The organism is Oceaniglobus indicus (assembly GCF_002751875.1).
Lineage (GTDB): Bacteria > Pseudomonadota > Alphaproteobacteria > Rhodobacterales > Rhodobacteraceae > Oceaniglobus > Oceaniglobus indicus.
The window spans coordinates 195,667-214,555 of sequence record NZ_NMZM01000002.1 but is presented as its reverse complement, the minus strand read 5'-3'; the positions used below and the strand labels follow the sequence as shown (position 1 = coordinate 214,555).

Sequence of the window (18,889 nt, the reverse complement as noted above, 5' to 3'; positions counted from 1 at the left end):
TGTATGAAGGCATCTGATTCCGGCAGGATTAAGGCAGGGTTAATATTTTAAACTTGACGAAACAACCGATTGCGTGCTCGCGAAACTGTCAATGGCCTAACAGATTCAGGACTTTTGCCTCGATATCTGCGGCGTTCAGCCCCGCCACGGCATACATATCCGCCGGACTGGCCTGATCGATGAAGATATCAGGAAGGACCATCGAGCGGAACTTCAACCCGGTATCGAACACGCCCTCCTCGCCCAGAAGGTGTGCGACATGGGATCCGAATCCGCCGATGGCACCTTCCTCGATGGTGATCAGCGCATCGTGGCGCGCGGCTAGATCCAGGATCAATGCACGGTCCAGCGGCTTGGCAAAGCGCGCGTCGGCGATCGTCGGCGTGATCCCCTGGGCCGCCAGCGATTCGCAGGCGGATTCCACCTCGGCCAACCGCGTGCCGAACGACAGGATGGCGATGTCACGCCCTTCGCGGATGATCCGGCCCTTGCCGATTTCCAGGGGCACGCCCCGTTCCGGCAGGTCCACCCCCACGCCTTCGCCGCGCGGAAAGCGGAAGGCGATCGGTCCGTCGTCATGGGCCGCGGCGGTGGCCACCATGTGCACCAACTCGGCCTCGTCGGCGGCGGCCATGACGGTGAACCCCGGCAGGTTCGACAGGAAGCCGATATCGAACGCTCCCGCATGGGTCGCGCCGTCGGCCCCGACCAGACCGGCCCGGTCGATGGCAAAGCGCACCGGCAGGCGCTGAATCGCGACGTCATGCACCACCTGGTCGTACCCCCGTTGCAGGAACGTGGAATACATCGTGCAGAACGGCTTCAGCCCGCCGGCGGCCAGCCCGGCACAGAAAGTCACGCCGTGCTGTTCGGCGATGCCGACGTCGAAACAGCGTGACGGATATCGTTCGGCAAACAGGTTCAATCCGGTGCCGTCCGGCATCGCCGCCGTCACCGCCACGATCTTGTCGTCGCGCGACGCCTGATCCAGCAGCGCCTTGGCGAAAACCGAGGTGTAGGAGGGCGCGTTCGCCTTCGCCTTGGCCTGTTCGCCGGTGACCATGTCGAACTTGCCGACGCCGTGGCCCTTGTCGCGGGCCTTTTCCGCCGGTGCGTATCCCTTGCCCTTCTTCGTGATCGCATGAATCAGCACCGGCCCGGTCGCCCGCGATTTCACGGTCCGCAGAACCGCCAGCACCTGGTCCAGGTCGTGTCCGTCGATCGGCCCGACATAGGAAAATCCCAGTTCCTCGAACAAGGTGCCGCCGATGGTCATGCCCTTCAGCATTTCCTTGGCGCGGCGCGCGCCCTCCTGGAACGGCGGCGGGAGGAACCCGACGGCGCCCTTGGCGATGGCCCTGAACTCCTGGAAGGGCGCGCCGGTATAGAGGCGGGTCAGATAGGACGACATGGCACCGACCGGCGGCGCGATGGACATCTCGTTGTCGTTCAGGATCACGAACAACCGCTTGCCCAGGTGGCCCGCGTTGTTCATCGCCTCGAACGCCATGCCCGCGCTCATCGCGCCGTCGCCGATCACGGCAATGGCGTCACCCAGCCCGTGTTCCGGCGCGCCGCCCAGATCGCGCGCCACCGAAAACCCCAGGGCAGCGGAAATCGAGGTCGACGAATGTGCCGCCCCGAACGGATCGTAGGGGGATTCAGACCGTTTGGTGAATCCCGATAACCCGTCCTTCTGGCGCAGGGTCGTCATGCGGTCGCGCCGCCCGGTCAGCACCTTGTGCGGATAACACTGGTGCGAGACGTCCCAGATCAGCCGGTCCTTCGGCGTGTCGAACACGGCGTGCAGCGCAACGGTCAGCTCGACCACACCCAACCCGGCCCCAAGGTGGCCGCCGGTCTGCGACACGGCGCGGATCACCTCGCCCCGCAGTTCACCCGCCAGCCGTTTCAAATCCGCGTCGGACATGCCGCGCATGTCGGCAGGGCTGTGGACACGGTCCAGAAGGGGGGTATCGGTCATCGGCGCTCTCCACATTGTGGCAGGCAACATAGGGATCTGTGCGGTGGGGAAAAGGCCCGTTTGGGCCGTCCCGCTCAGCGGTCGCGCGAAATGACGTATTTCGCACAGGCGCGCAACGCGTCGGCCCGCCCGCCATAGGGCGAAAGGGCGTCACAGGCCGCCTCGACCAGAGCCTGGGCGCGGTCGCGCGCGCCCGCCACACCCAGCAGCGACACGAAGGTCGCCTTGCCGGCCGCCGCATCCTTGCCCACGGCCTTGCCCACGGCCACACGATCTCCGGTTTCGTCCAACAGGTCGTCGGCAATCTGAAACGCCAGCCCCAAGGCCGCGGCATAACGGTCCAACGGCGCCGGATCCGCGCCGGCCATGACCGCGCCGGCGGCACCGGACCAGCGGATCAACGCGCCGGTCTTGCCCGCTTGCAACGCGGTGATCTGCTCCAGGGTCAGCGGCACGGGTGCCGCCTCGGCGGCGATGTCCAATGCCTGTCCCCGGACCATGCCCTGCGCCCCGGCGGCCTCTGCCATCGACGCGATCAGCGCCACCCGCACGCCGGGATCGGGATGGCACGAGGGATCCGACAGCAAACCGAACGCAAGCGTCTGAAGGGCGTCCCCGGTCAGAACCGCCGTCGCCTCGTCCCATTTCACATGCACCGTGGCCCGGCCGCGCCGCAGATCGTCGTCGTCCATGCAGGGCAGATCATCATGTACCAGGGAATAGGCATGCAGCGCCTCGATCGCCGCCGCCGCGGTCACCGACCGCTCAAGCGGAAGACCATGCAACGATGCGCCTTCGCTCACCAGGAAGCCGCGCAGACCCTTGCCCCCGGCGCAGGCCCAGCGCATGCCCTGCACAACCGGCAGATCGCCGAGGTGCGCCATGGCCGCATCCAGCCGCGCCCGCACCGCCGCGGCGCTTTCGTCCAGACGAGAGGCGAACCCAACGCTCATGCCGCAACGCCCTGCTTCTTACCGATCCAAATACTCAAAATCCGACGCCGATATCAGGCGCCGTCAAAGGCGGTGGTGCCGGTCGGCTGTCCGTCGCGGTCCAGCGTGATCGCGGCGACCTTTTCCTCGGCTTCTTTCAGCTTGGCCTCGCACCGCGCCTTCAGGGCAGCACCGCGTTCATACAGCCGGATCGATTCCTCCAGCGGAACGTCACCGGAATCCAGCTTGCCGACCACCTTTTCCAGCTCGCCCATGGCCTGCTCGAAACTCATCTGATCCACCGGTATCTCGCTCATGCGCCGCGCTCCCTCAAGACATCCACATGGGCCGCCACCGCGTCGCCCAGCGCCTGCAAATCATATCCCCCCTCCAGTGTCGAGACGATGCGCCCGCCGCAGGCGGCATCGGCAAGGTCGCACAGGCGGCCGGTGATCCAGGCGAAATCGGCGGTGGTCCAGTTCAGGTTCGCCAGCGGATCGCGGGTGTGGGCATCGAACCCGGCCGAAATCAGGATCAGTTCGGGACGGAATGCTTCGATGGCGGGAAATCCCGGGCGTTCCCAAATCGCGCGCATTTCGGCCGATCCCGACCCGGGTTGCAGCGCCATGTTCACGATCTGCCCATGGGCGCCGGTCTCGGACGGATCACCGGTGCCCGGATACAGGGGCATCTGGTGCGACGATACGAAAAGCGCGCGCGCCTCGTCCCACAACAGATCCTGGGTGCCGTTGCCGTGGTGCACGTCGAAATCCACAACCGCCACGCGCGACAGCCCGTGATGATCCAGCGCGCGGCGCGCGGCGATGGCGATGTTGCCGAACAGGCAGAACCCCATGGCGGTTTCCGTTTCCGCATGGTGCCCCGGTGGGCGGCAGGCGACAAAGGCGTTCGCGACCTCGTCGGCCAGAACCGCATCGACCGCCGCACAGCATCCACCGACGGCGCGGCGCGCGGCGCGCAGCGTCCCGGGCGACACCGTCGTGTCGCCGTCCATCCGGGTGAACCCCCGGTCCGGCACGCTGGCGATGACCCGATCAAGGTATCGCTGCGGATGACAGCGCAGGATTTCGGCATCGTCGCACAGGGGGGCGGCGCGCCGGTCCAGGTCCATGCCGTGCAGCGCATCGGCCACCGCCGTCAGGCGCGCGACCTGTTCGGGGTGGCCGTCGGGGTTGACGTGGTTCAACCCGTCGTCGTGACTGAAACAGGCCGTTGTCATGGCGTTCGCTCCCTTGCTGGCGGCGCACGTTCCTTATGCCCGGGATGTGTACGGCAGTCAGACGCGTTGTGACAGGCCCCGTCCGGGATCAGCGCATCTCGGGGACGCGCCACGCCGGGGGCGTGTTGCGTGACCGCTGGGACGTGATCCTGCCGTCGATCACCGTCATGGCGACCCCCGGCAGATTGCCCAGTTGCACCGAGTCGAGGATCGTCTTGCCCGGCGCGTGCTGCGCCTGGTCCAACAGCACGAAGTCGGCGCATTGGCCGATCTCGATCGTGCCGGTGTCCAGCTTGCGGCGGCGCGAGGTGTTGCCGGTGCCGAAGCAGAAGGCGACTTCGGCCGGGACGTTCCCCAGCGACGACAGCATGGCGATCATCCGCAGGATGCCAAGGGGTTGCACCCCCGATCCGGCAGGTCCGTCGGTGCCCAGGATCAGCTGGTCCAGCTTGCCCAGCTCGCGCGCGGTGTTCAGCGTCAGGATCGCCGCGCGTTCGTTGCCGTTGTGCACGATTTCAAGGGCTTGCTTGCAGTTCTCGCACAGGCACACGATCTGGTCGTCGGGCAGGGCGGAATGGCCGCCGTTGATGTGCCCCACCACGTCGGTTCCGGTTTCCAGCACCATGTCGGCGTCGATCAGGCCGGACCCCGGAATCGACGGGCCGCCGGTGTGGATCGTGCTCTGGATGCCGTATTTCCGCGCCCATCCGACCATCTGGGCGGCGGTCTTGCCGTCCTTTACCGATCCCAGCCCGATTTCGCCCAACAGGGTCACGCCCGCCTCGGCCAACTCCTTGAAATCGTGTTCTTCCATGCCGTGTTCGATCACCGGCGCCCCGGCGTGCAGCTTGACCCCCGAGGGGCGGAAATTGCTGTAGAACCGCTGATAGGCGATCGCCATCGCCTTCAGCCCGACGACATCCTTGGGCCGTCCCGGCACATGCACCTCGCCAGCGGAAATCATCGTGGTAACGCCGCCGTGCAGGGTCGAATCGATCCAACCCAACTGTTGCTGGCGCGAGGTGTAATCGCCGATCACCGGGTGCACGTGGCTGTCGATCAGGCCGGGGCACAGGGTGATGCCGTTGGCGTCCACCACCGTCGTCGCCCCTTCCTGATCCATGTCCTTGGCGCGGCCGATCTCGGCGATCTTGCCGTCGACGCAGATCACGCAATCGGCGTCCAGGATCGGCTCCTCGATCCGGCCCGACAACATCAGCCCGATGTTGTGGATCACCAGCTTTTCGGGGGTTTCGGACTTTGCGGCAGGGGCAGGATCGGCCATCGTGTTTCTCCGTTGTCAGACACCCAACCGGCGGGTCAGGATTTCGGGGTCGGCGCGCAGGGCGGCGCCGAACATGTTTTCGCGCGACTGGCCGTTCTCCAGGAACACCACCTGGTCGGCCATGGACAGGATCGCATCCATCCGCTGTTCGACCAGCAGCACGATCAGCCCCTCGGCCTTCATCCGCAGAACGACCTGGCGGATTTCTTCGATCATCGAAGGCTGCAATCCTTCGGTCGGCTCGTCCAGCAACAGGACGCGGGGCCGCAGGCACAGCGCGCGGGCCGTTGCCAGCATCTGCTGTTCGCCCCCCGACAGGGTTTCGGCCCTCTGGCGCAGGCGTTCGCGCAGGCGCGGAAAGATGTCGAGCACCCAGTCGCGGGTGTCGGGCCCCTCGCCGCAGGTCATCAACCCGATCTCGATATTCTCGGCCACGGTCAGTTCCGCGAACAACTGCCGCCCCTGCGGGATATAGCCGATCCGCTGGCGTGGAATCATGTGCGCCGGCAGGGTGTGCAGGGGCGTGCCGTCCAGCGATACCGACCCCTGCGACACAGGCAACAGTCCCATGATCGCGCGCATGGTGGTGGTCTTGCCCGCGCCGTTGCGCCCCAGCAGACAGGTGATTTCGCCGGGTTTCGCGCTCAGCGACACGCCAAACAGCGTCTTGACCCGGCCATAGGCGGCGTGGATGTCCGCCACCTCAAGCATTGCCGGTTCCCAGATAGGCGGCCTGCACATCCGCGTTGCCACGGATCTGATCGGGCGTGCCCTCGGCCAGGATCTGGCCGAAATTCAGGACGGTGATGTATTCGGCGGTTTCCATGACGACGCCCATGTTGTGTTCGATCAGCAGGATCGTGGTGTCGGTCAGCGACAGGATCAGCGTCTTGAACGCGGCGATTTCGGTTTCGGCCAGACCCTGCGTCGGTTCGTCGAGGATGAACAGGCGCGGATCCTGCGCCAGACCCATGCCGATTTCCAGGATCCGCTGGTGCCCGTAGCTCAGATCGCCGGCGATCTGGTCGGCGCGCCCGGCCAGGTCCACCCGGTCGAGAACATCATCGACCTTGGCGGTGACCACGGCCGCCGAATGCAGGTGGCGGCGGGCCGCCAGGGCCAGGTTCTCGCGCACGCTCAGCCCCGCAAAGACCGATGTGATCTGGAAGGTATAGGCGATGCCCATGGCGATCCGCTTGTGGGCGGGCAGGCGGCTGATGTCCTGCCCGTCAAGGGTGACGGTGCCGCGCGTGGCGGGGATACGGCCGCACAGCATGCCCACAAAGGTGGATTTACCCGCGCCGTTCGGGCCGATCAATGCGCGGATCTGGCCCTTGGGCAGATCGAAATCCACATCGGTGTTCGCCTTCACCCCGGCATAGGTCTTGGTCAGGCCACGCGTGCTCAGCATCATGGAAGCCACGGCAGCGCCCTCTTGCGAAGGGTTCCGAGGATGCCGTGGGGCAGGAACATCGTCAGCAATACCAGAACGACACCCGCGATCAGCATGTAGGCGTTGGTGATCCCGCTGGACAGGTCGATCAGGTAGAACATGAAGATGGCACCGATCAGCGGCCCAAGGGTGGTGCCAGCGCCCCCCAACAGGACATAGAGCAGCGGGAAGATGCTGTATTGCACGCCCGCAAAGCTGGCCCCGGCATAGCCGAACAACAGGGCATAGGCGGCCCCCGCAGCGCCGGAAATGGTGCCCGACACCACCAGCGCGATCCATTTCAGGCGCTGCACGTCGTATCCCAGCATGGTCGCACGGGCCTCGTTTTCGCGGATCGCGATCAGGGTGCGTCCGAACGGGGCGCGGACCAGCGCACCGATGACCAGCAGGGTGACGGCGAACAGGAACAGTGCCGCGAAATACCGCCCGGCCTCGGACGACAGGTCGGCCGGGCCGATGGCGCGCGCCGCCTGGTCGATCACGAAGCCTTCGTCGCCCCGGGTGTATTGCACGAAATAGAGCGCGGTCAGGTATCCGGCCTGCGCGAACATCAGTGTCACGATCATGAAGCCGACGCCCCTGGTGCGCAGGGCCAGCACCCCGACCACCCCCGCCACCACCAGTGACGCCACCAGCGCGAGGGCGAACGCCGGGATCGCCGCCCAGCCGCCCAGTTGCATGGTCAGCCCCAGCCCGTACATCCCGGCGGCGAAGAACAACGCATGCCCGAGGCTGAGCAGACCGGTGTATCCGAACGCCAGATTGTATCCCATGGCATAGATCGCCAGCACCATGATCCGCGCAAGGCTGCCGGAATGATAGGCGGGCAGCACGAAGAACGCGGCGAACAGCACGGCAATCACCGACAGGTGCAGGAACGTGTCGCGGTGGCTCATGCGGCTTTCTTTCCCAGCAAGCCCTGCGGGCGGAACACCAGGACCATGGCAACGGCCAGCGTCGCCAGGATCTTGGCCAGCGTCGGTGAAAAGAAGACCGAGATGATGCCGTCGGACATGCCGATCAGGATCGCGGCGATGATCGTGCCCGGCAATGACCCGAGGCCGCCGATGATGACGACGATGAACGACAGCAACAAGGGATCGTGCCCCATCAGGTAATGCGCCTGCTGGATCGGCACGATCAGGACCGCCCCCATGGCCGCCAGCGCGGCCCCCAGCCCGAAGACCAGGGCATAGACCCGCGCGACCGGTATGCCGAACGCCCGGGCCATATTGCTGTCCTGTTGCGTGGCCCGCATCACCAGCCCCGCCCTGGTGCGGGTCATGAACAGCCACAGCGCGCCCAGGATCGCGGCGGCGGCAACGATCACGAACAGCTTGTAGGACGTGATCGACAGCCCCCAGGGCCAATAGAGCGCCAGCCCCTGTTCGCCCCATTCCACCCAGGGCAGGGCCAGACGATGGTTGAACGGCGGTTCGACCGGGCGCGCATCGGGGCCGAAGGTCATCAGCGTGCCCTGTTGCAGGATATACAGCAGGCCGATGGTGGCGACGATCGTGCGTTCGGGGTCATAGTTTATGCGTTGCAGGATCAGAACGTCGGCCAGCGACGCCAGCGCGCCCACCAGCAGCGGCGCGATCACCAGCGCGGCGACGAAACCGACCGCCGGGTGTGTGCCCAGCGTTGCGGCGACGAACCACGCGATCACCGCGCCCAGCATGTAGAATTCGCCGTGCGCGACGTTGACCACGCGCATCACGCCGAACACGACCGACAGCCCCATGGCGGTCAGCGCAAGGATCGCGGCGGTCACCGCGCCTTCCAGCATGGCGAGCATCAGGTGGGGGCCGAATTCCATAAAGGATCCGTTCAGGTCATGGGACAGGCACCGCCGGAACCGGCCCGGCGGTGCAGGGGGGTCAGAACGATTGCGTCGTATAGTCGACTTCGTCGGGATACAGGGTGTCTTCGATCGACGTGGTGTGGACCACGTTCATCTTTCCGCCCTCGACCTTGGAAATATACTGCACGCCGAATGTCTGGTGTGTCTTGCCGTTGAACCGTTTCGGTCCCTGGGGATGGTCGATGCCCGCGGGCATGTCTGACATCGCCTCGACCGCCTCGATCAGCGCCTGCCGCTGCTCGGGCCCCTGGTAATCGCAGGCTTCCATGCCCGCCTTGATGATGTTCATCGTCTCCCAGCAGCCGAACATATGGGCATAGGTCGACACGTCCTTGGAATCGGTGACCGATGCCCCGTTGGCATCGACGCCGACCGCGTCACGGTATTCCTTTTCGTAATCCGTCTGATCGGCCTGCGCATAGCGCGGCATGCCTTCCCAGAAATAGCTGCCTTCGAGAAATTCCAGCCCCGGCGACGCGATGTCCACCGCTTCCAGCGAATCGATGAAGCCGAAGATTTCCGGGCTGGAGGGGCCGAAGAATTCACCCATTTCCTTGACGAACGTCAGAACGGCGGGGCCGACCATGACGTGATACACCACCTCGGTTTCGCGGGGGATCTGGGGGAAATACTTGGTGAAACTCGTCTCGGTGGGCGGAATGGCGATCTTTGCCACGACTTCGCCGCCCTGCGCCTCGACCGCGGCCGAGAAATAGTCGCGGTGATCATGGCCGAACGCGAAGTCCGCATAGATCATCGTGACCTTCTTGCCCAGGTTGTTGGCGACATAGGGCGCCATCGCCTGCACCTGGCTTTTCACGTCGGTGATGCCGGGTTGCAGGGTGTATCGGTTCAGCATGCCCGACGCGACGTGGTGCCCTTCGGAAACCACGAAATACGGCAGCTTCAGCTCGCCCGCGCGGGGGGCCGATCCGATCACGACATGGGAAAACAGCGTGCCGAAGGCGATGTCGCATTTTGACTGGGTCGCGAACTTCTCGATCACCTCGGCGCCGCGCTTGGCGTCGGTGCCGTCATCCTCGGCGATGATCTCGATCGGGCGGCCGTTGATCCCGCCGGCGTCGTTGATCCGCTTGACCACGGCGGTGGTCGTGCGGTCATACCAGCGGCCATAGGAGGCGCCAATGCCGGTGCGGTGCACCTGGAACCCGATCTTGATCGGCGCGGCGCTCTGGGCCTGCACGAATCGCGGCAACGCGGTGGACGCGGCCAGCGCCCCGGCCCCGAGGCCCATGGTGCGGATTGCCTTGCGGCGGGAATAGTCGGGTTTCAGAAGCGTCTTGCGGGTCATGGTGGAACCTCCCTGTGGCGGCGCTGCGGCCGTTTGTCACTGGATCAAGGTTGTATGCACACGAACGACCTGTCCAGCATTTTGTTGCAGCGACCGGCGGATCATGCGCCCCTCGGCGCGGCCAGAAGCCACAATCCCAGCAGCGTATAGAGGACCATGAACAGGGCAAGCGGGATCTGCCCCAACAGCGCCGCACGGCGGGTGGTGAACAGGTCGTCGGCGATCCGGTGCGCCATCAGGACGCCCAGAATATGGGCGATCACGATGGCCCCCGCCTGAACGCGAAAGATCGTCTGCACCGTGTCGCGGGTGTTGAAGAACCCCGTGGTCACATAGAACTGTCCCAGGTTCAGCAGGTCCGCGCCGTTGGCCAGCGGATCGCTCAGCGCGACCAGGGCATATTGGCCGTTGACCAGGAACGCGGTGAAGAAATGCGCGATGTGATAGCCCAGCGCGATGGGCAACAGCGACACCGACAGGCGGCGGAATGCCAGCGTGGTGGAGGGCGCCGTGTCGGCCACGAAAGCCCGCACCAGCAGCACGCCCAGCGCGGCACAGCCCCAGAAGGCCGCCACCAGCAGGACGTTCGCGCCGATCAGGCCCAGCGTGGTGTCCCAGATGATCTCGGAACGGCCGGGAAAAGCCAGCGGGTTGATGCCGATGCGCGCGAACCACCAGAACGTTTCGTTCAGCCCGTCAAAGCTGCCCGTGGCCAGGAGGACGATGATGAACACCGCGCCAGAGACGGGCGGCACCGGCGCGCGCAGGCTGGCCCAGCCGGGAAAGCCGATCGAGGCCCAGCGCCGCAGTTGCAGCGGCGCAAGGGTGGCGAACCAGCGCAGCATGATCGTGAAACACTCGACCTGACGCAGCCAGCGCGCCCCGAACACGGTCACCCCCGCCAGCGTGAACAGGGCATAGCCGGCAACGAACCCGGCAAGCCGGGGTGGCGAATCGGGCGCGGGATCGGCCAGCGCGAATCCCATGGCCAGCCCGAAGATGACGACGGCGGGCCACTGGCCCAATGCCGCCGGCAGCTTCAGCGGCGGCTGCCCCCCGCCGTTGGCCAGCCGCTGGAACCCGGTCCACGGATTGACCCAGGCCCAGACGTCGCCGAACACGCCCTGCACCGCGACAAGGCAGATCCACCAGACCGTCCAGATCGCCAGCGGCAGCAGGTTTGACAACGGATCGCTGGGCCCGAGGTGGCCCGCGACGATCAGCAGCGCCAGACAGCCCAGCGCGATCAGGCTGGTGGCGGCGCGCAGTTGCGACAGATCGGGCAGTGATCCCAGCCGCCTTGGCCGGAACAGCCGTGCAAGGGTTGCCCCCGGCAATACCGTCACGAAGATCACCGTCGCCGCCACCGCAAGGCTTCCGGCGATCAGATAGACATCGGTCGGCAGCAACAGCACGAACCCCGATTGGGCGGTGTGGGCCGATGCCGGCCCGACCCCGAGGCCGGCGGCAATCGCGACGGCAAAACCGCGGCGCAGGGGTGAATTGACGGGAAGCGAAGGTTTGGTCATCCTTCATATCAGACACAGCTTTGCAGGGTTGCCAATGATCTCGCGTCGCCGCGCCGTGATTCTGACCGGACTTGCCGGCGCGGCGGGCGCGGTCGGCCTGTGGACCCTGGGCCGTGCGCGCGCGTCGGTCGACCTGACCGGGGCCGAGGCGGTGCCGGTGGCCGGCGCGCCCGACGAGTTGCGCATTTTCGTGACCATGCGGAACGCGGGCGCGGCGGATCGCCTGATCGGCGCGACGCTGGACGGGATCGCGGCGGAAACCGTATCGGACGGCGATCTGATCCTGCCCGCCGGATCCAGCCCCAGCCTGGCCGCCGACGGCGCGCACCTGCTGGTGCGCGGCCTGCCACCCCCGGGCGAAGGCGCGATCCTGCCGCTGACGCTGACCTTCGCGGGCGCCGGCGCTGTCGCCACCCGCGCCCGTGTCGCGCCTGCCTTGCGACCCGGCGATGCGTCGGCGTTCGGGCTGATGTCGCTGGGCGGGATCTGTCGCGCCGGGCCGGGCGAGCCTGCGCCAGAGGTCGCGCTGAACCTGACGGCGGTGGACGGTGGATGGCGGATGCACGTGGCATCGTCGAACTTCACGTTTTCCGAACCGGCGCCGGACCTGGGCCATATCCCGGGGTATGGCCACGGGCACCTCTATCTCAACGGGTTGAAATTGCAGCGGATGTATTCCGACACCGCGCGAATCGGCGCGCTTGCGCCGGGCGATTACGCCGTCTCGGTCACGCTGAACACCAATGATCACCGTGCCTATGTGGTGGGTGACACCCCGGTGCGCGCGACCGCCACGTTGCGCGTCGGCTGAGGGACGCAGAGAAAGATTGACACACCGGACGTCACGCCCTTTAGTTTGTGTGTGTGCGAATGATCCTGGGAGGCGATCTTGAGCTATCACGCGCCGCAAACCTTGCACGATGCGCTGGGCGCGATCGCGGCCCATGGCGGCGCGCGGATCGTCGCCGGTGGCACCGATGTGTTTCCCGCGCTGGGCGATTCTCCGCCTCCGGCCGATTTCATCGACCTGACCCGCGTGGCCGAGTTGCGCGGCATCACGCGGCGTGACGATGGCGGCTGGCGGATCGGCGCGGCGGTGACATGGCGCGAGGCGATCCGCGCCGACCTGCCGCCCTGTTTCGACGGGTTGAAGGCGGCGGCGCGCGAGGTCGGATCGGTGCAGATCCAGACCACCGGCACGCTGGCGGGCAATCTGTGCAACGCATCGCCCGCCGCCGACGGCGTGCCGGCGCTGATGGCGCTGGATGCGACCGTTGAACTGGCCGCGCGCGAGGGCACGCGCCATTTGCCGCTGGGCGAATTCCTGACCGGCGTGCGGCGAACCGCCCTGCGTCCCGGTGAAATCGTCGCGGCGATCCATGTTCCGCCGCAGCCCGAAAGCGCGCAATCGGCGTTCCTGAAGCTGGGCAGCCGGAAATACCTTGTGATCTCGATCGTCATGGTGTCGACGGTGATCTGGCGCGACGGTGGGCGCATCGCGGGCGCGCGGATCGCCGTCGGCGCCGCCTCGCCCGTGGCACAGCGCCTGCCGGAGCTTGAGGCGGTGTTGGTCGGTCTGGATCTCGGCGGGTTGGACGGCGCATTGACCCGGCCCGAACACCTGTCTGGCCTGTCGCCCATCGCCGATGTGCGGGGCAGCGCCGATTACCGCCGTCTGGCCGTCGCCGAACTGTGCGACCGCGCGATCCGGAAGGCCGCCCATGGATAAGCCCGCCCACACCGCCATGACCGCCCTGCGCCTGAACGGGCGCATTGCCGAGGTTGATGCGGCACCGGGCGAACGCCTGTCCTATTCGTTGCGCGAACGGCTGGGTGCCCGGGATGTCAAGGTCGGCTGCAACGCCGGCGATTGCGGCGCCTGCACCGTTTTGGTGGACGGCGCGCCGGTCTGCGCCTGCCTGATGCCGACGCAACAGGCGGCGGGGCGTGCCGTCGATACGCTGACCGGGGTGCTGGACACCGACGAAGGCCGTGCCCTGGTCCAATCGTTTCAGGACCATCAGGCGGCGCAATGCGGGATCTGCACGCCGGGCATGATGGTGTCGGCCGTCGCCCTGCTGCGCGAGGTGCCGCGCCCGTCCGAGGATCAGGTGACGGATGCGCTGGCCGGTGTGCTGTGCCGCTGCACCGGCTATCGCAAGATCATCGACGCGGTGCGCGGGTTGCCTGCCGGGCCCATGGGTGCCGGACAGGTCGGCCAGACGATCCGCCGTCTGGACGGTGCCGCCAAGGTCGAAGGGCGCGAGGCCTTCGGCGACGATGTGGCCCCGTTGGATGCGCTGGTGATGCGCATTGTCCGCTCGCCGCACCCCCGCGCGGCCTTCGCCTTTGGCGATCTGGATGCGCTGGTGGCCGATACGCCGGGGCTCGAGGCCGTGCTGACGGCGGCTGATGTGCCGGGGCGCAATGCGTTCGGCGTGATTCCCGCCTTTGTCGATCAACCCGTCTTTGCCGAGCGCGAGACGCGCTATCGCGGCGAGGCGGTGGCGGCGGTGATCGGATCGCCCGCCGCCATGGCCGCATTCGACATGGCGGATTTTCCGGTGACCTGGACGCCGCTGGATCATGTCCTGGACGTGACCGACGCCAAGGCCGATGGCGCGCCGCTTCTGCACGTCGGGCGCGATGGGAACCTGATGACCGGCGGTTTCGTGGCCTGCGGCGACGCCGAAGCGGCGCTGGCGCGCGCCGACATCGTGGTTGATGGGCATTTCCGGAGCGGTTTCGTCGAACACGCCTATATCGAGCCCGAAGCGGGCTTCGCGCGGATGGTGGGCGAGCGTGTGGAGATCCACGCCTGCACCCAGGCCCCGGTAATGGATCAGGAAGGGGTTGCCGGCATCCTTGGCTGGCCCAAGTCGCGGGTGCGGATCGTGCCGACGGCGGTGGGCGGCGGTTTCGGATCGAAACTGGATCTGTCGGTGCAGCCCTTTCTGGCACTGGGTGCGCTGAAGACCGGCAAAGCCGTGCGCATCACCTATTCGCGCACCGAATCGATGCAATCCACGACCAAGCGCCATCCGTCCGACCTGCGGGTGCGGATCGGTGCGACCAGCGACGGCACGCTGTGCGGCATGGCGTTCGATGGCGATTTCAACACCGGCGCCTATGCGTCCTGGGGGCCGACGGTGGCCAACCGCGTGCCGGTCCATGCATCCGGTCCCTACCGCATCGCGGATTACCGGGCCGAGGCGCGCGGCATTCACACCCACAACCCGCCCTCGGGCGCGTTTCGCGGCTTTGGCGTGCCGCAATCGGCCATCGCGCAGGAATGCCTGTTCGACGATCTGGCCGAGGCGCTGGGCATGGATGCGCTGGAGTTCCGCGCGCTGAACGCCTTGCAGAACGGGCAGCCCACCGTCTGTGGTCAGGTGTTCGATCAGGGCGTCGGTATTGGTGCCTGCTTCGACGCGCTGCGTCCGGCGTGGGACAGGGCCAAGGCGGAATGCGCGGCGTTCAATGCCGCGTCTGAAACCGTCAGGCGCGGGGTCGGATTGGCCGGGGGATGGTATGGCTGCGGCAACACGTCCCTGCCGAACCCGTCGACCATCAAGGCAGGGATCAAAGCGGATGGCACGATCACCCTGCACCAGGGGGCGATGGATATCGGGCAGGGCGCGAACACCGTGATCGCCCAGATCTTCGCCCAGGCGGTGGGGTTGCCGGTGACGCAACTGCACCTGGTCGGCGCCGATACCGACGTCACCCCCGACGCGGGCAAGACCAGCGCCAGCCGCCAGACCTTCGTCACCGGGGCCGCCGCGAAACTGTCGGGCGAAGCGATGCGGGCCGCGATCCTGAAGCTGTGCAATGCACCCGAAACGGCGCAGATCGCGCTGGATCGCGACGGGCTGCACGTCACGTCGGGCGACGTGACCCACGACATCGCGCTGGACCGGATCGAGGCCGATGCCGAGGGTTACGTCATCAGGTCGTGCGAAACCTATGATCCGCCGACGAAACCGCTGGATGAAAACGGACAGGGTGTGCCTTACGCACAGTTCGGCTATGCCGCGCATCTGGCGGTGGTCGAGGTCGATTTGCGGCTTGGCACCGTGAAACCGCTGCATTTTACCGCCGCCCATGACGTGGGTCAGGCGATCAACCCGCTGCTGGTCGAAGGCCAGGTTCAGGGCGGCATCGCCCAGGGTCTGGGCATGGCGTTGATGGAGGAATATCTGCCCGGCCGGACAGAAAACCTGCACGATTACCTGATTCCCACCATCGGTGACATCCCCCCCATCGAAACCCTGATCGTCGAAGACCCGGATGCGCACGGCCCATATGGCGCCAAGGGGCTGGGCGAACATGTCCTGATTCCGACCGCGCCCGCCCTGCTGAACGCGATCCGCAATGCCACCGGCGTGCGGATCCGGCAGGTGCCTGTCACCCCGTCGCGCATGAAGGCGGCGCTGGAGAAAACCCATGAGTGACGAGAAGATCCGCTGCGATGCCTGCCCCGTGATGTGCTATATCTCGGACGGGAAATCCGGGGCCTGCGACCGCTATGCCAACCACGGCGGCGAGTTGGTGCGCCTGGACCCGCTGACGGTGATCGAGAACGGCGCGCCCGCCGTGCCGTTTCTGGACCGGGCCGAGCGCCCCGAGGAATGGGACGGCGACATCCTGAAGGCCGACCGCCCCTTTGTCACCGCCATCGGGGCGGGCACGACATATCCCGACTACAAGCCCGCGCCGTTCATCGTGTCGCAGATGATCGACGACGTGGACATGATCACCATCGTGACCGAGGGGATATTCTCGTATTGCGGGGTCAAGGTGAAGATCGACACCGACCGTCATATCGGCGAGGAATGCGCGGTCGTGCGGGTCGATGGCGAACCCATCGGCCATGTGACGACCGGGGAATACGGGTCCAAGATGCTCAGCCTCGGGGGGGTGGACCACCTGACCGGCGGCTCGAAAAAGGAAGGTCGCGTGACCTGCGATGCGCTGATGGCGCTGTGCAACCGCGAACCCGTCGAGATGCAGATCGACGATGGCGCATCGATCGTGGTGCAGGCCGGAAAGCCGCCGGTCATCAACGGCGAGACGGAAAAGCTCATGCGCGTGGGATGCGGTTCGGCCACCATCGGGATGTTCGCACAGCAATGGGCGCCCCATGTCGACGAGGTGATCGTGGTGGACGACCACATCACCGGCGTGCTGACCGAACACGAGGCGGGCAAGCAGTTGGGCATGAAACCGGCGGGGATCCGGGTGACCGGGCGCCGTTCGACCCCGGGGCGGTATTTCCAGGTGGCGCGTCCCGGCACCGGCTGGGGCGGCACCGATGTGGAAGACCCGCTGACGATCATCAAGGCGGTGGATCCCAAGGTGGCGTGGTCGGGTCTGCGCCTTCTGATGATTTCGACCACCGGCGAACAATGGGCCTATTTCACGCTGGACGATGATCTGGCGCCGCAGGTGGCCTACATCCCCGATGCGCTGCGCGCGATTGCCGAACGGATCGCCGACAACTGCGAGCCCTCGCTGTGTTCGGTGCTGTTCATGGGCGGGGCGGGCGGATCGCTGCGCGCCGGGGTCACGGAAAACCCCGTCGGCCTGACCCGCTCGGTCAAGGATACGTTGACGAAGGTGACCGTGGGCGGGGCGGCCGGATACGTCTGGCCCGGCGGCGGGATCACGGTGATGGCCGATGTGATGGACATGCCGACGAACGCCTTCGGCTATGTGCCGACACCGGCCCTTGTCGCGCCGATCGAGTTCACCCTGCGGCGCGAGGATTACAAGGCCATGGGCGGCCACGTGGAGCGGATCCAACCCGTCGATTCCGTGCTGAAGGACGGGATCCGCCGGGTGCCCCGGGACGGCGCCGCGTGAGCGTTCAGGCCGCCCTTCTGCCCGGTGACCGGCTGCACCTGCACCACGGTCCCATCGATCTGGTGATCGGCTGCGACGGGGCGCGCCGGGCGGGATTCGCGGCGGCGCGGGCGCGCTTCGACGGGATCCTTGAACGTCTGATGGACGACTACGCCCTGTTGCGCCAGTGGGATGGCCCCTGTCCCGGCGGCCCGGTGGCGCGCGCCATGTGGGCCGCCGTGCAGGCCCATCCGGGGCAGGCGACGCCGATGGCCGCGGTTGCGGGCGCGGTGGCCGATGCGGTGCTGGGCGCGATCCGGGCCGTGCCGGGGGTGCGGCGGGCCTATGTGAACAACGGCGGCGACATTGCGCTGTACCTGACCGAAGGCGAGGTGTTTCGCGTCGCCATGGCGGCGGGGCGGATCGTCGTGCGCCACGCCGATCCGGTGCGCGGCATTGCCACCAGCGGGCGCGGCGGGCGGTCCCTGTCCATGGGCATCGCCGATTCGGTTACCGTTCTGGCCCGGACGGCGTCGGCGGCCGACGTGGCCGCGACGCTGATTGCCAATGCGGTGGACGTGCCCGGTCATCCGGGCATCGCGCGCGCCCCGGCCGACCGCGTGAAGGACGACAGCGATCTTGGCGCGCGTCCCGTGGTTGTCGGGGTCCACGGCCTGACACCGGATGACATCTCGCAAGCTTTGGCGCGGGGCGTGGCGCGTGGTGACGCCATGTGCCGCTCCGGGCTGATCCATGCCGCCGCACTGTGCCTTCAGGGCGAACGCCGCGTGATCGGCGCCAGCCATTACATCGAAGCAAAGGAGCCCGCCCATGCCTGAGGTCGTCATCCGCAAGACCGTTCTGAGTGTCGAAGAGGTGTTTCACGAATTCGGCCCCGCCCCGGCCCAGCCGCTGAAGCGCGGGGCGATCATGGCGGTGATCCGCAATCCGTTCGCCGGCGGCTATGTCGCGGACATTCAGCCGTTCATGGAAGATCTCAAGCCCATGGGCGTCGACATGGCGACCCGTCTGCTGAACGCGCTGGGCGGCGATCCGAAGGCCATCGAAGGTTATGGCAAGGGGTCCATCGTCGGCGCGGCGGGCGAGCTGGAGCATGGCGCGCTGTGGCATGCGCCCGGTGGATATTCCATGCGCGCGGTGCTGGACGGGACCAAGGCGATCGTGCCGTCGACCAAGAAGGTGGGCGGGGTCGGGGCGCGCCTGGACGTGCCGGTGACCCATGTCAACGCCTCTTACGTGCGCAGCCATTTCGACAGTATCGAGGTGGGGGTGAACGACGCGCCGCGGGCCGATGAACTGGCCTTCATCCTGGTCATGACGACCGGGCCGCGGGTGCACAGCCGGTCGGGCGGGCTGGAGGCACGCGACATCAAGGGCGAGGACGGCCAGCGCTGACGTTGCAGGCCAGGAACACTGAAGGAGCCG

At 66.8% G+C, this 18,889-nt stretch carries 17 protein-coding genes; 6 read left to right on the top strand and 11 right to left on the bottom strand.

Features of this window, described 5'->3' with window-relative positions; translation table 11 throughout:
* Window positions 1-88: 88 nt before the first annotated feature.
* From dxs to CFP68_RS03505, 11 genes are all read right to left on the bottom strand, one after another.
* Entirely contained in the window at window positions 89-1,984 is a 1,896-nt protein-coding gene (gene dxs / locus CFP68_RS03555) for a 1-deoxy-D-xylulose-5-phosphate synthase (protein ID WP_099824621.1), read from the bottom strand.
* Between the two features lie 74 nt (window positions 1,985-2,058).
* The gene (locus CFP68_RS03550; RefSeq protein WP_099824618.1) at window positions 2,059-2,937 is read right to left on the bottom strand and encodes a polyprenyl synthetase family protein; all 879 of its coding nucleotides are present in this window, start codon (window positions 2,935-2,937) and stop codon (window positions 2,059-2,061) included.
* A 53-nt stretch (window positions 2,938-2,990) separates the two neighbouring features.
* On the bottom strand, window positions 2,991-3,233 hold the full coding sequence (locus tag CFP68_RS03545) for an exodeoxyribonuclease VII small subunit (RefSeq protein ID WP_099824616.1): 243 nt from the start codon (window positions 3,231-3,233) through the stop codon (window positions 2,991-2,993).
* Complete coding sequence (locus CFP68_RS03540) at window positions 3,230-4,156, bottom strand: histone deacetylase family protein (protein ID WP_099824614.1); 927 nt, start codon at window positions 4,154-4,156, stop codon at window positions 3,230-3,232. Before CFP68_RS03540 ends, CFP68_RS03545 begins: the two co-directional genes overlap by 4 nt.
* Before the next feature lie 88 nt (window positions 4,157-4,244).
* Window positions 4,245-5,441, bottom strand: coding sequence for an amidohydrolase family protein (locus tag CFP68_RS03535; RefSeq protein ID WP_099824612.1), 1,197 nt, complete (start codon window positions 5,439-5,441; stop codon window positions 4,245-4,247).
* 15 nt (window positions 5,442-5,456) lie between these two features.
* Complete coding sequence (locus CFP68_RS03530; RefSeq protein WP_099824609.1) at window positions 5,457-6,152, bottom strand: ABC transporter ATP-binding protein; 696 nt, start codon at window positions 6,150-6,152, stop codon at window positions 5,457-5,459.
* A complete protein-coding gene (locus tag CFP68_RS03525; protein WP_099824607.1) occupies window positions 6,145-6,855 on the bottom strand; it encodes an ABC transporter ATP-binding protein in 711 nt (236 codons plus the stop codon). Before CFP68_RS03525 ends, CFP68_RS03530 begins: the two co-directional genes overlap by 8 nt.
* Window positions 6,852-7,790: a branched-chain amino acid ABC transporter permease gene (locus CFP68_RS03520; RefSeq protein ID WP_099824605.1), complete on the bottom strand. Its 939-nt coding sequence runs from the start codon at window positions 7,788-7,790 to the stop codon at window positions 6,852-6,854. Before CFP68_RS03520 ends, CFP68_RS03525 begins: the two co-directional genes overlap by 4 nt.
* Window positions 7,787-8,713, bottom strand: coding sequence for a branched-chain amino acid ABC transporter permease (locus CFP68_RS03515; RefSeq protein ID WP_099824603.1), 927 nt, complete (start codon window positions 8,711-8,713; stop codon window positions 7,787-7,789). The genes CFP68_RS03520 and CFP68_RS03515 overlap by 4 nt, the downstream gene beginning before the upstream one ends.
* A gap of 61 nt (window positions 8,714-8,774) precedes the next feature.
* Window positions 8,775-10,070, bottom strand: coding sequence for an ABC transporter substrate-binding protein (locus tag CFP68_RS03510; protein ID WP_099824601.1), 1,296 nt, complete (start codon window positions 10,068-10,070; stop codon window positions 8,775-8,777).
* Between the two features lie 101 nt (window positions 10,071-10,171).
* Window positions 10,172-11,599 carry a hypothetical protein gene (locus CFP68_RS03505; RefSeq protein ID WP_241523939.1) on the bottom strand — a complete coding sequence of 476 codons (1,428 nt, stop codon included), beginning with the start codon at window positions 11,597-11,599 and terminating at the stop codon, window positions 10,172-10,174.
* Between the two features lie 34 nt (window positions 11,600-11,633).
* On the opposite strand from CFP68_RS03505, the gene CFP68_RS03500 reads away from it, so the two are divergent.
* The 6 genes from CFP68_RS03500 (at window position 11,634) to CFP68_RS03475 (ending at window position 18,859) form a co-directional block, all read left to right on the top strand.
* Window positions 11,634-12,410, top strand: coding sequence for a copper chaperone PCu(A)C (locus CFP68_RS03500; RefSeq protein WP_099824599.1), 777 nt, complete (start codon window positions 11,634-11,636; stop codon window positions 12,408-12,410).
* A gap of 78 nt (window positions 12,411-12,488) precedes the next feature.
* Window positions 12,489-13,328 carry an FAD binding domain-containing protein gene (locus CFP68_RS03495; protein WP_099824597.1) on the top strand — a complete coding sequence of 280 codons (840 nt, stop codon included), beginning with the start codon at window positions 12,489-12,491 and terminating at the stop codon, window positions 13,326-13,328.
* Window positions 13,321-16,053 (top strand): molybdopterin-dependent oxidoreductase, encoded by a 2,733-nt coding sequence (locus CFP68_RS03490; protein ID WP_099824595.1) that lies wholly within the window; start codon window positions 13,321-13,323, stop codon window positions 16,051-16,053. Before CFP68_RS03495 ends, CFP68_RS03490 begins: the two co-directional genes overlap by 8 nt.
* Window positions 16,046-17,464 carry a 6-hydroxynicotinate reductase gene (locus CFP68_RS03485; RefSeq protein ID WP_099824593.1) on the top strand — a complete coding sequence of 473 codons (1,419 nt, stop codon included), beginning with the start codon at window positions 16,046-16,048 and terminating at the stop codon, window positions 17,462-17,464. The genes CFP68_RS03490 and CFP68_RS03485 overlap by 8 nt, the downstream gene beginning before the upstream one ends.
* Window positions 17,461-18,282 carry a UPF0280 family protein gene (locus CFP68_RS03480; protein ID WP_099824591.1) on the top strand — a complete coding sequence of 274 codons (822 nt, stop codon included), beginning with the start codon at window positions 17,461-17,463 and terminating at the stop codon, window positions 18,280-18,282. Before CFP68_RS03485 ends, CFP68_RS03480 begins: the two co-directional genes overlap by 4 nt.
* Window positions 18,275-18,859 (top strand): amino acid synthesis family protein, encoded by a 585-nt coding sequence (locus CFP68_RS03475; RefSeq protein WP_099824589.1) that lies wholly within the window; start codon window positions 18,275-18,277, stop codon window positions 18,857-18,859. The genes CFP68_RS03480 and CFP68_RS03475 overlap by 8 nt, the downstream gene beginning before the upstream one ends.
* The last annotated feature ends 30 nt before the right edge of the window (window positions 18,860-18,889 follow it).

What these genes read in the sequence shown, in the direction of transcription:
- dxs (WP_099824621.1), bottom strand. Translation starts at nt 1,984, where the DNA reads ATGACCGATACCCCCCTTCTGGACCGTGTCCACAGCCCTGCCGACATG.
- CFP68_RS03550 (WP_099824618.1), bottom strand. Translation starts at nt 2,937, where the DNA reads ATGAGCGTTGGGTTCGCCTCTCGTCTGGACGAAAGCGCCGCGGCGGTG.
- CFP68_RS03545 (WP_099824616.1), bottom strand. Translation starts at nt 3,233, where the DNA reads ATGAGCGAGATACCGGTGGATCAGATGAGTTTCGAGCAGGCCATGGGC.
- CFP68_RS03540 (WP_099824614.1), bottom strand. Translation starts at nt 4,156, where the DNA reads ATGACAACGGCCTGTTTCAGTCACGACGACGGGTTGAACCACGTCAAC.
- CFP68_RS03535 (WP_099824612.1), bottom strand. Translation starts at nt 5,441, where the DNA reads ATGGCCGATCCTGCCCCTGCCGCAAAGTCCGAAACCCCCGAAAAGCTG.
- CFP68_RS03530 (WP_099824609.1), bottom strand. Translation starts at nt 6,152, where the DNA reads ATGCTTGAGGTGGCGGACATCCACGCCGCCTATGGCCGGGTCAAGACG.
- CFP68_RS03525 (WP_099824607.1), bottom strand. Translation starts at nt 6,855, where the DNA reads ATGATGCTGAGCACGCGTGGCCTGACCAAGACCTATGCCGGGGTGAAG.
- CFP68_RS03520 (WP_099824605.1), bottom strand. Translation starts at nt 7,790, where the DNA reads ATGAGCCACCGCGACACGTTCCTGCACCTGTCGGTGATTGCCGTGCTG.
- CFP68_RS03515 (WP_099824603.1), bottom strand. Translation starts at nt 8,713, where the DNA reads ATGGAATTCGGCCCCCACCTGATGCTCGCCATGCTGGAAGGCGCGGTG.
- CFP68_RS03510 (WP_099824601.1), bottom strand. Translation starts at nt 10,070, where the DNA reads ATGACCCGCAAGACGCTTCTGAAACCCGACTATTCCCGCCGCAAGGCA.
- CFP68_RS03505 (WP_241523939.1), bottom strand. Translation starts at nt 11,599, where the DNA reads ATGACCAAACCTTCGCTTCCCGTCAATTCACCCCTGCGCCGCGGTTTT.
- CFP68_RS03500 (WP_099824599.1), top strand. Translation starts at nt 11,634, where the DNA reads ATGATCTCGCGTCGCCGCGCCGTGATTCTGACCGGACTTGCCGGCGCG.
- CFP68_RS03490 (WP_099824595.1), top strand. Translation starts at nt 13,321, where the DNA reads ATGGATAAGCCCGCCCACACCGCCATGACCGCCCTGCGCCTGAACGGG.
- CFP68_RS03485 (WP_099824593.1), top strand. Translation starts at nt 16,046, where the DNA reads ATGAGTGACGAGAAGATCCGCTGCGATGCCTGCCCCGTGATGTGCTAT.
- CFP68_RS03475 (WP_099824589.1), top strand. Translation starts at nt 18,275, where the DNA reads ATGCCTGAGGTCGTCATCCGCAAGACCGTTCTGAGTGTCGAAGAGGTG.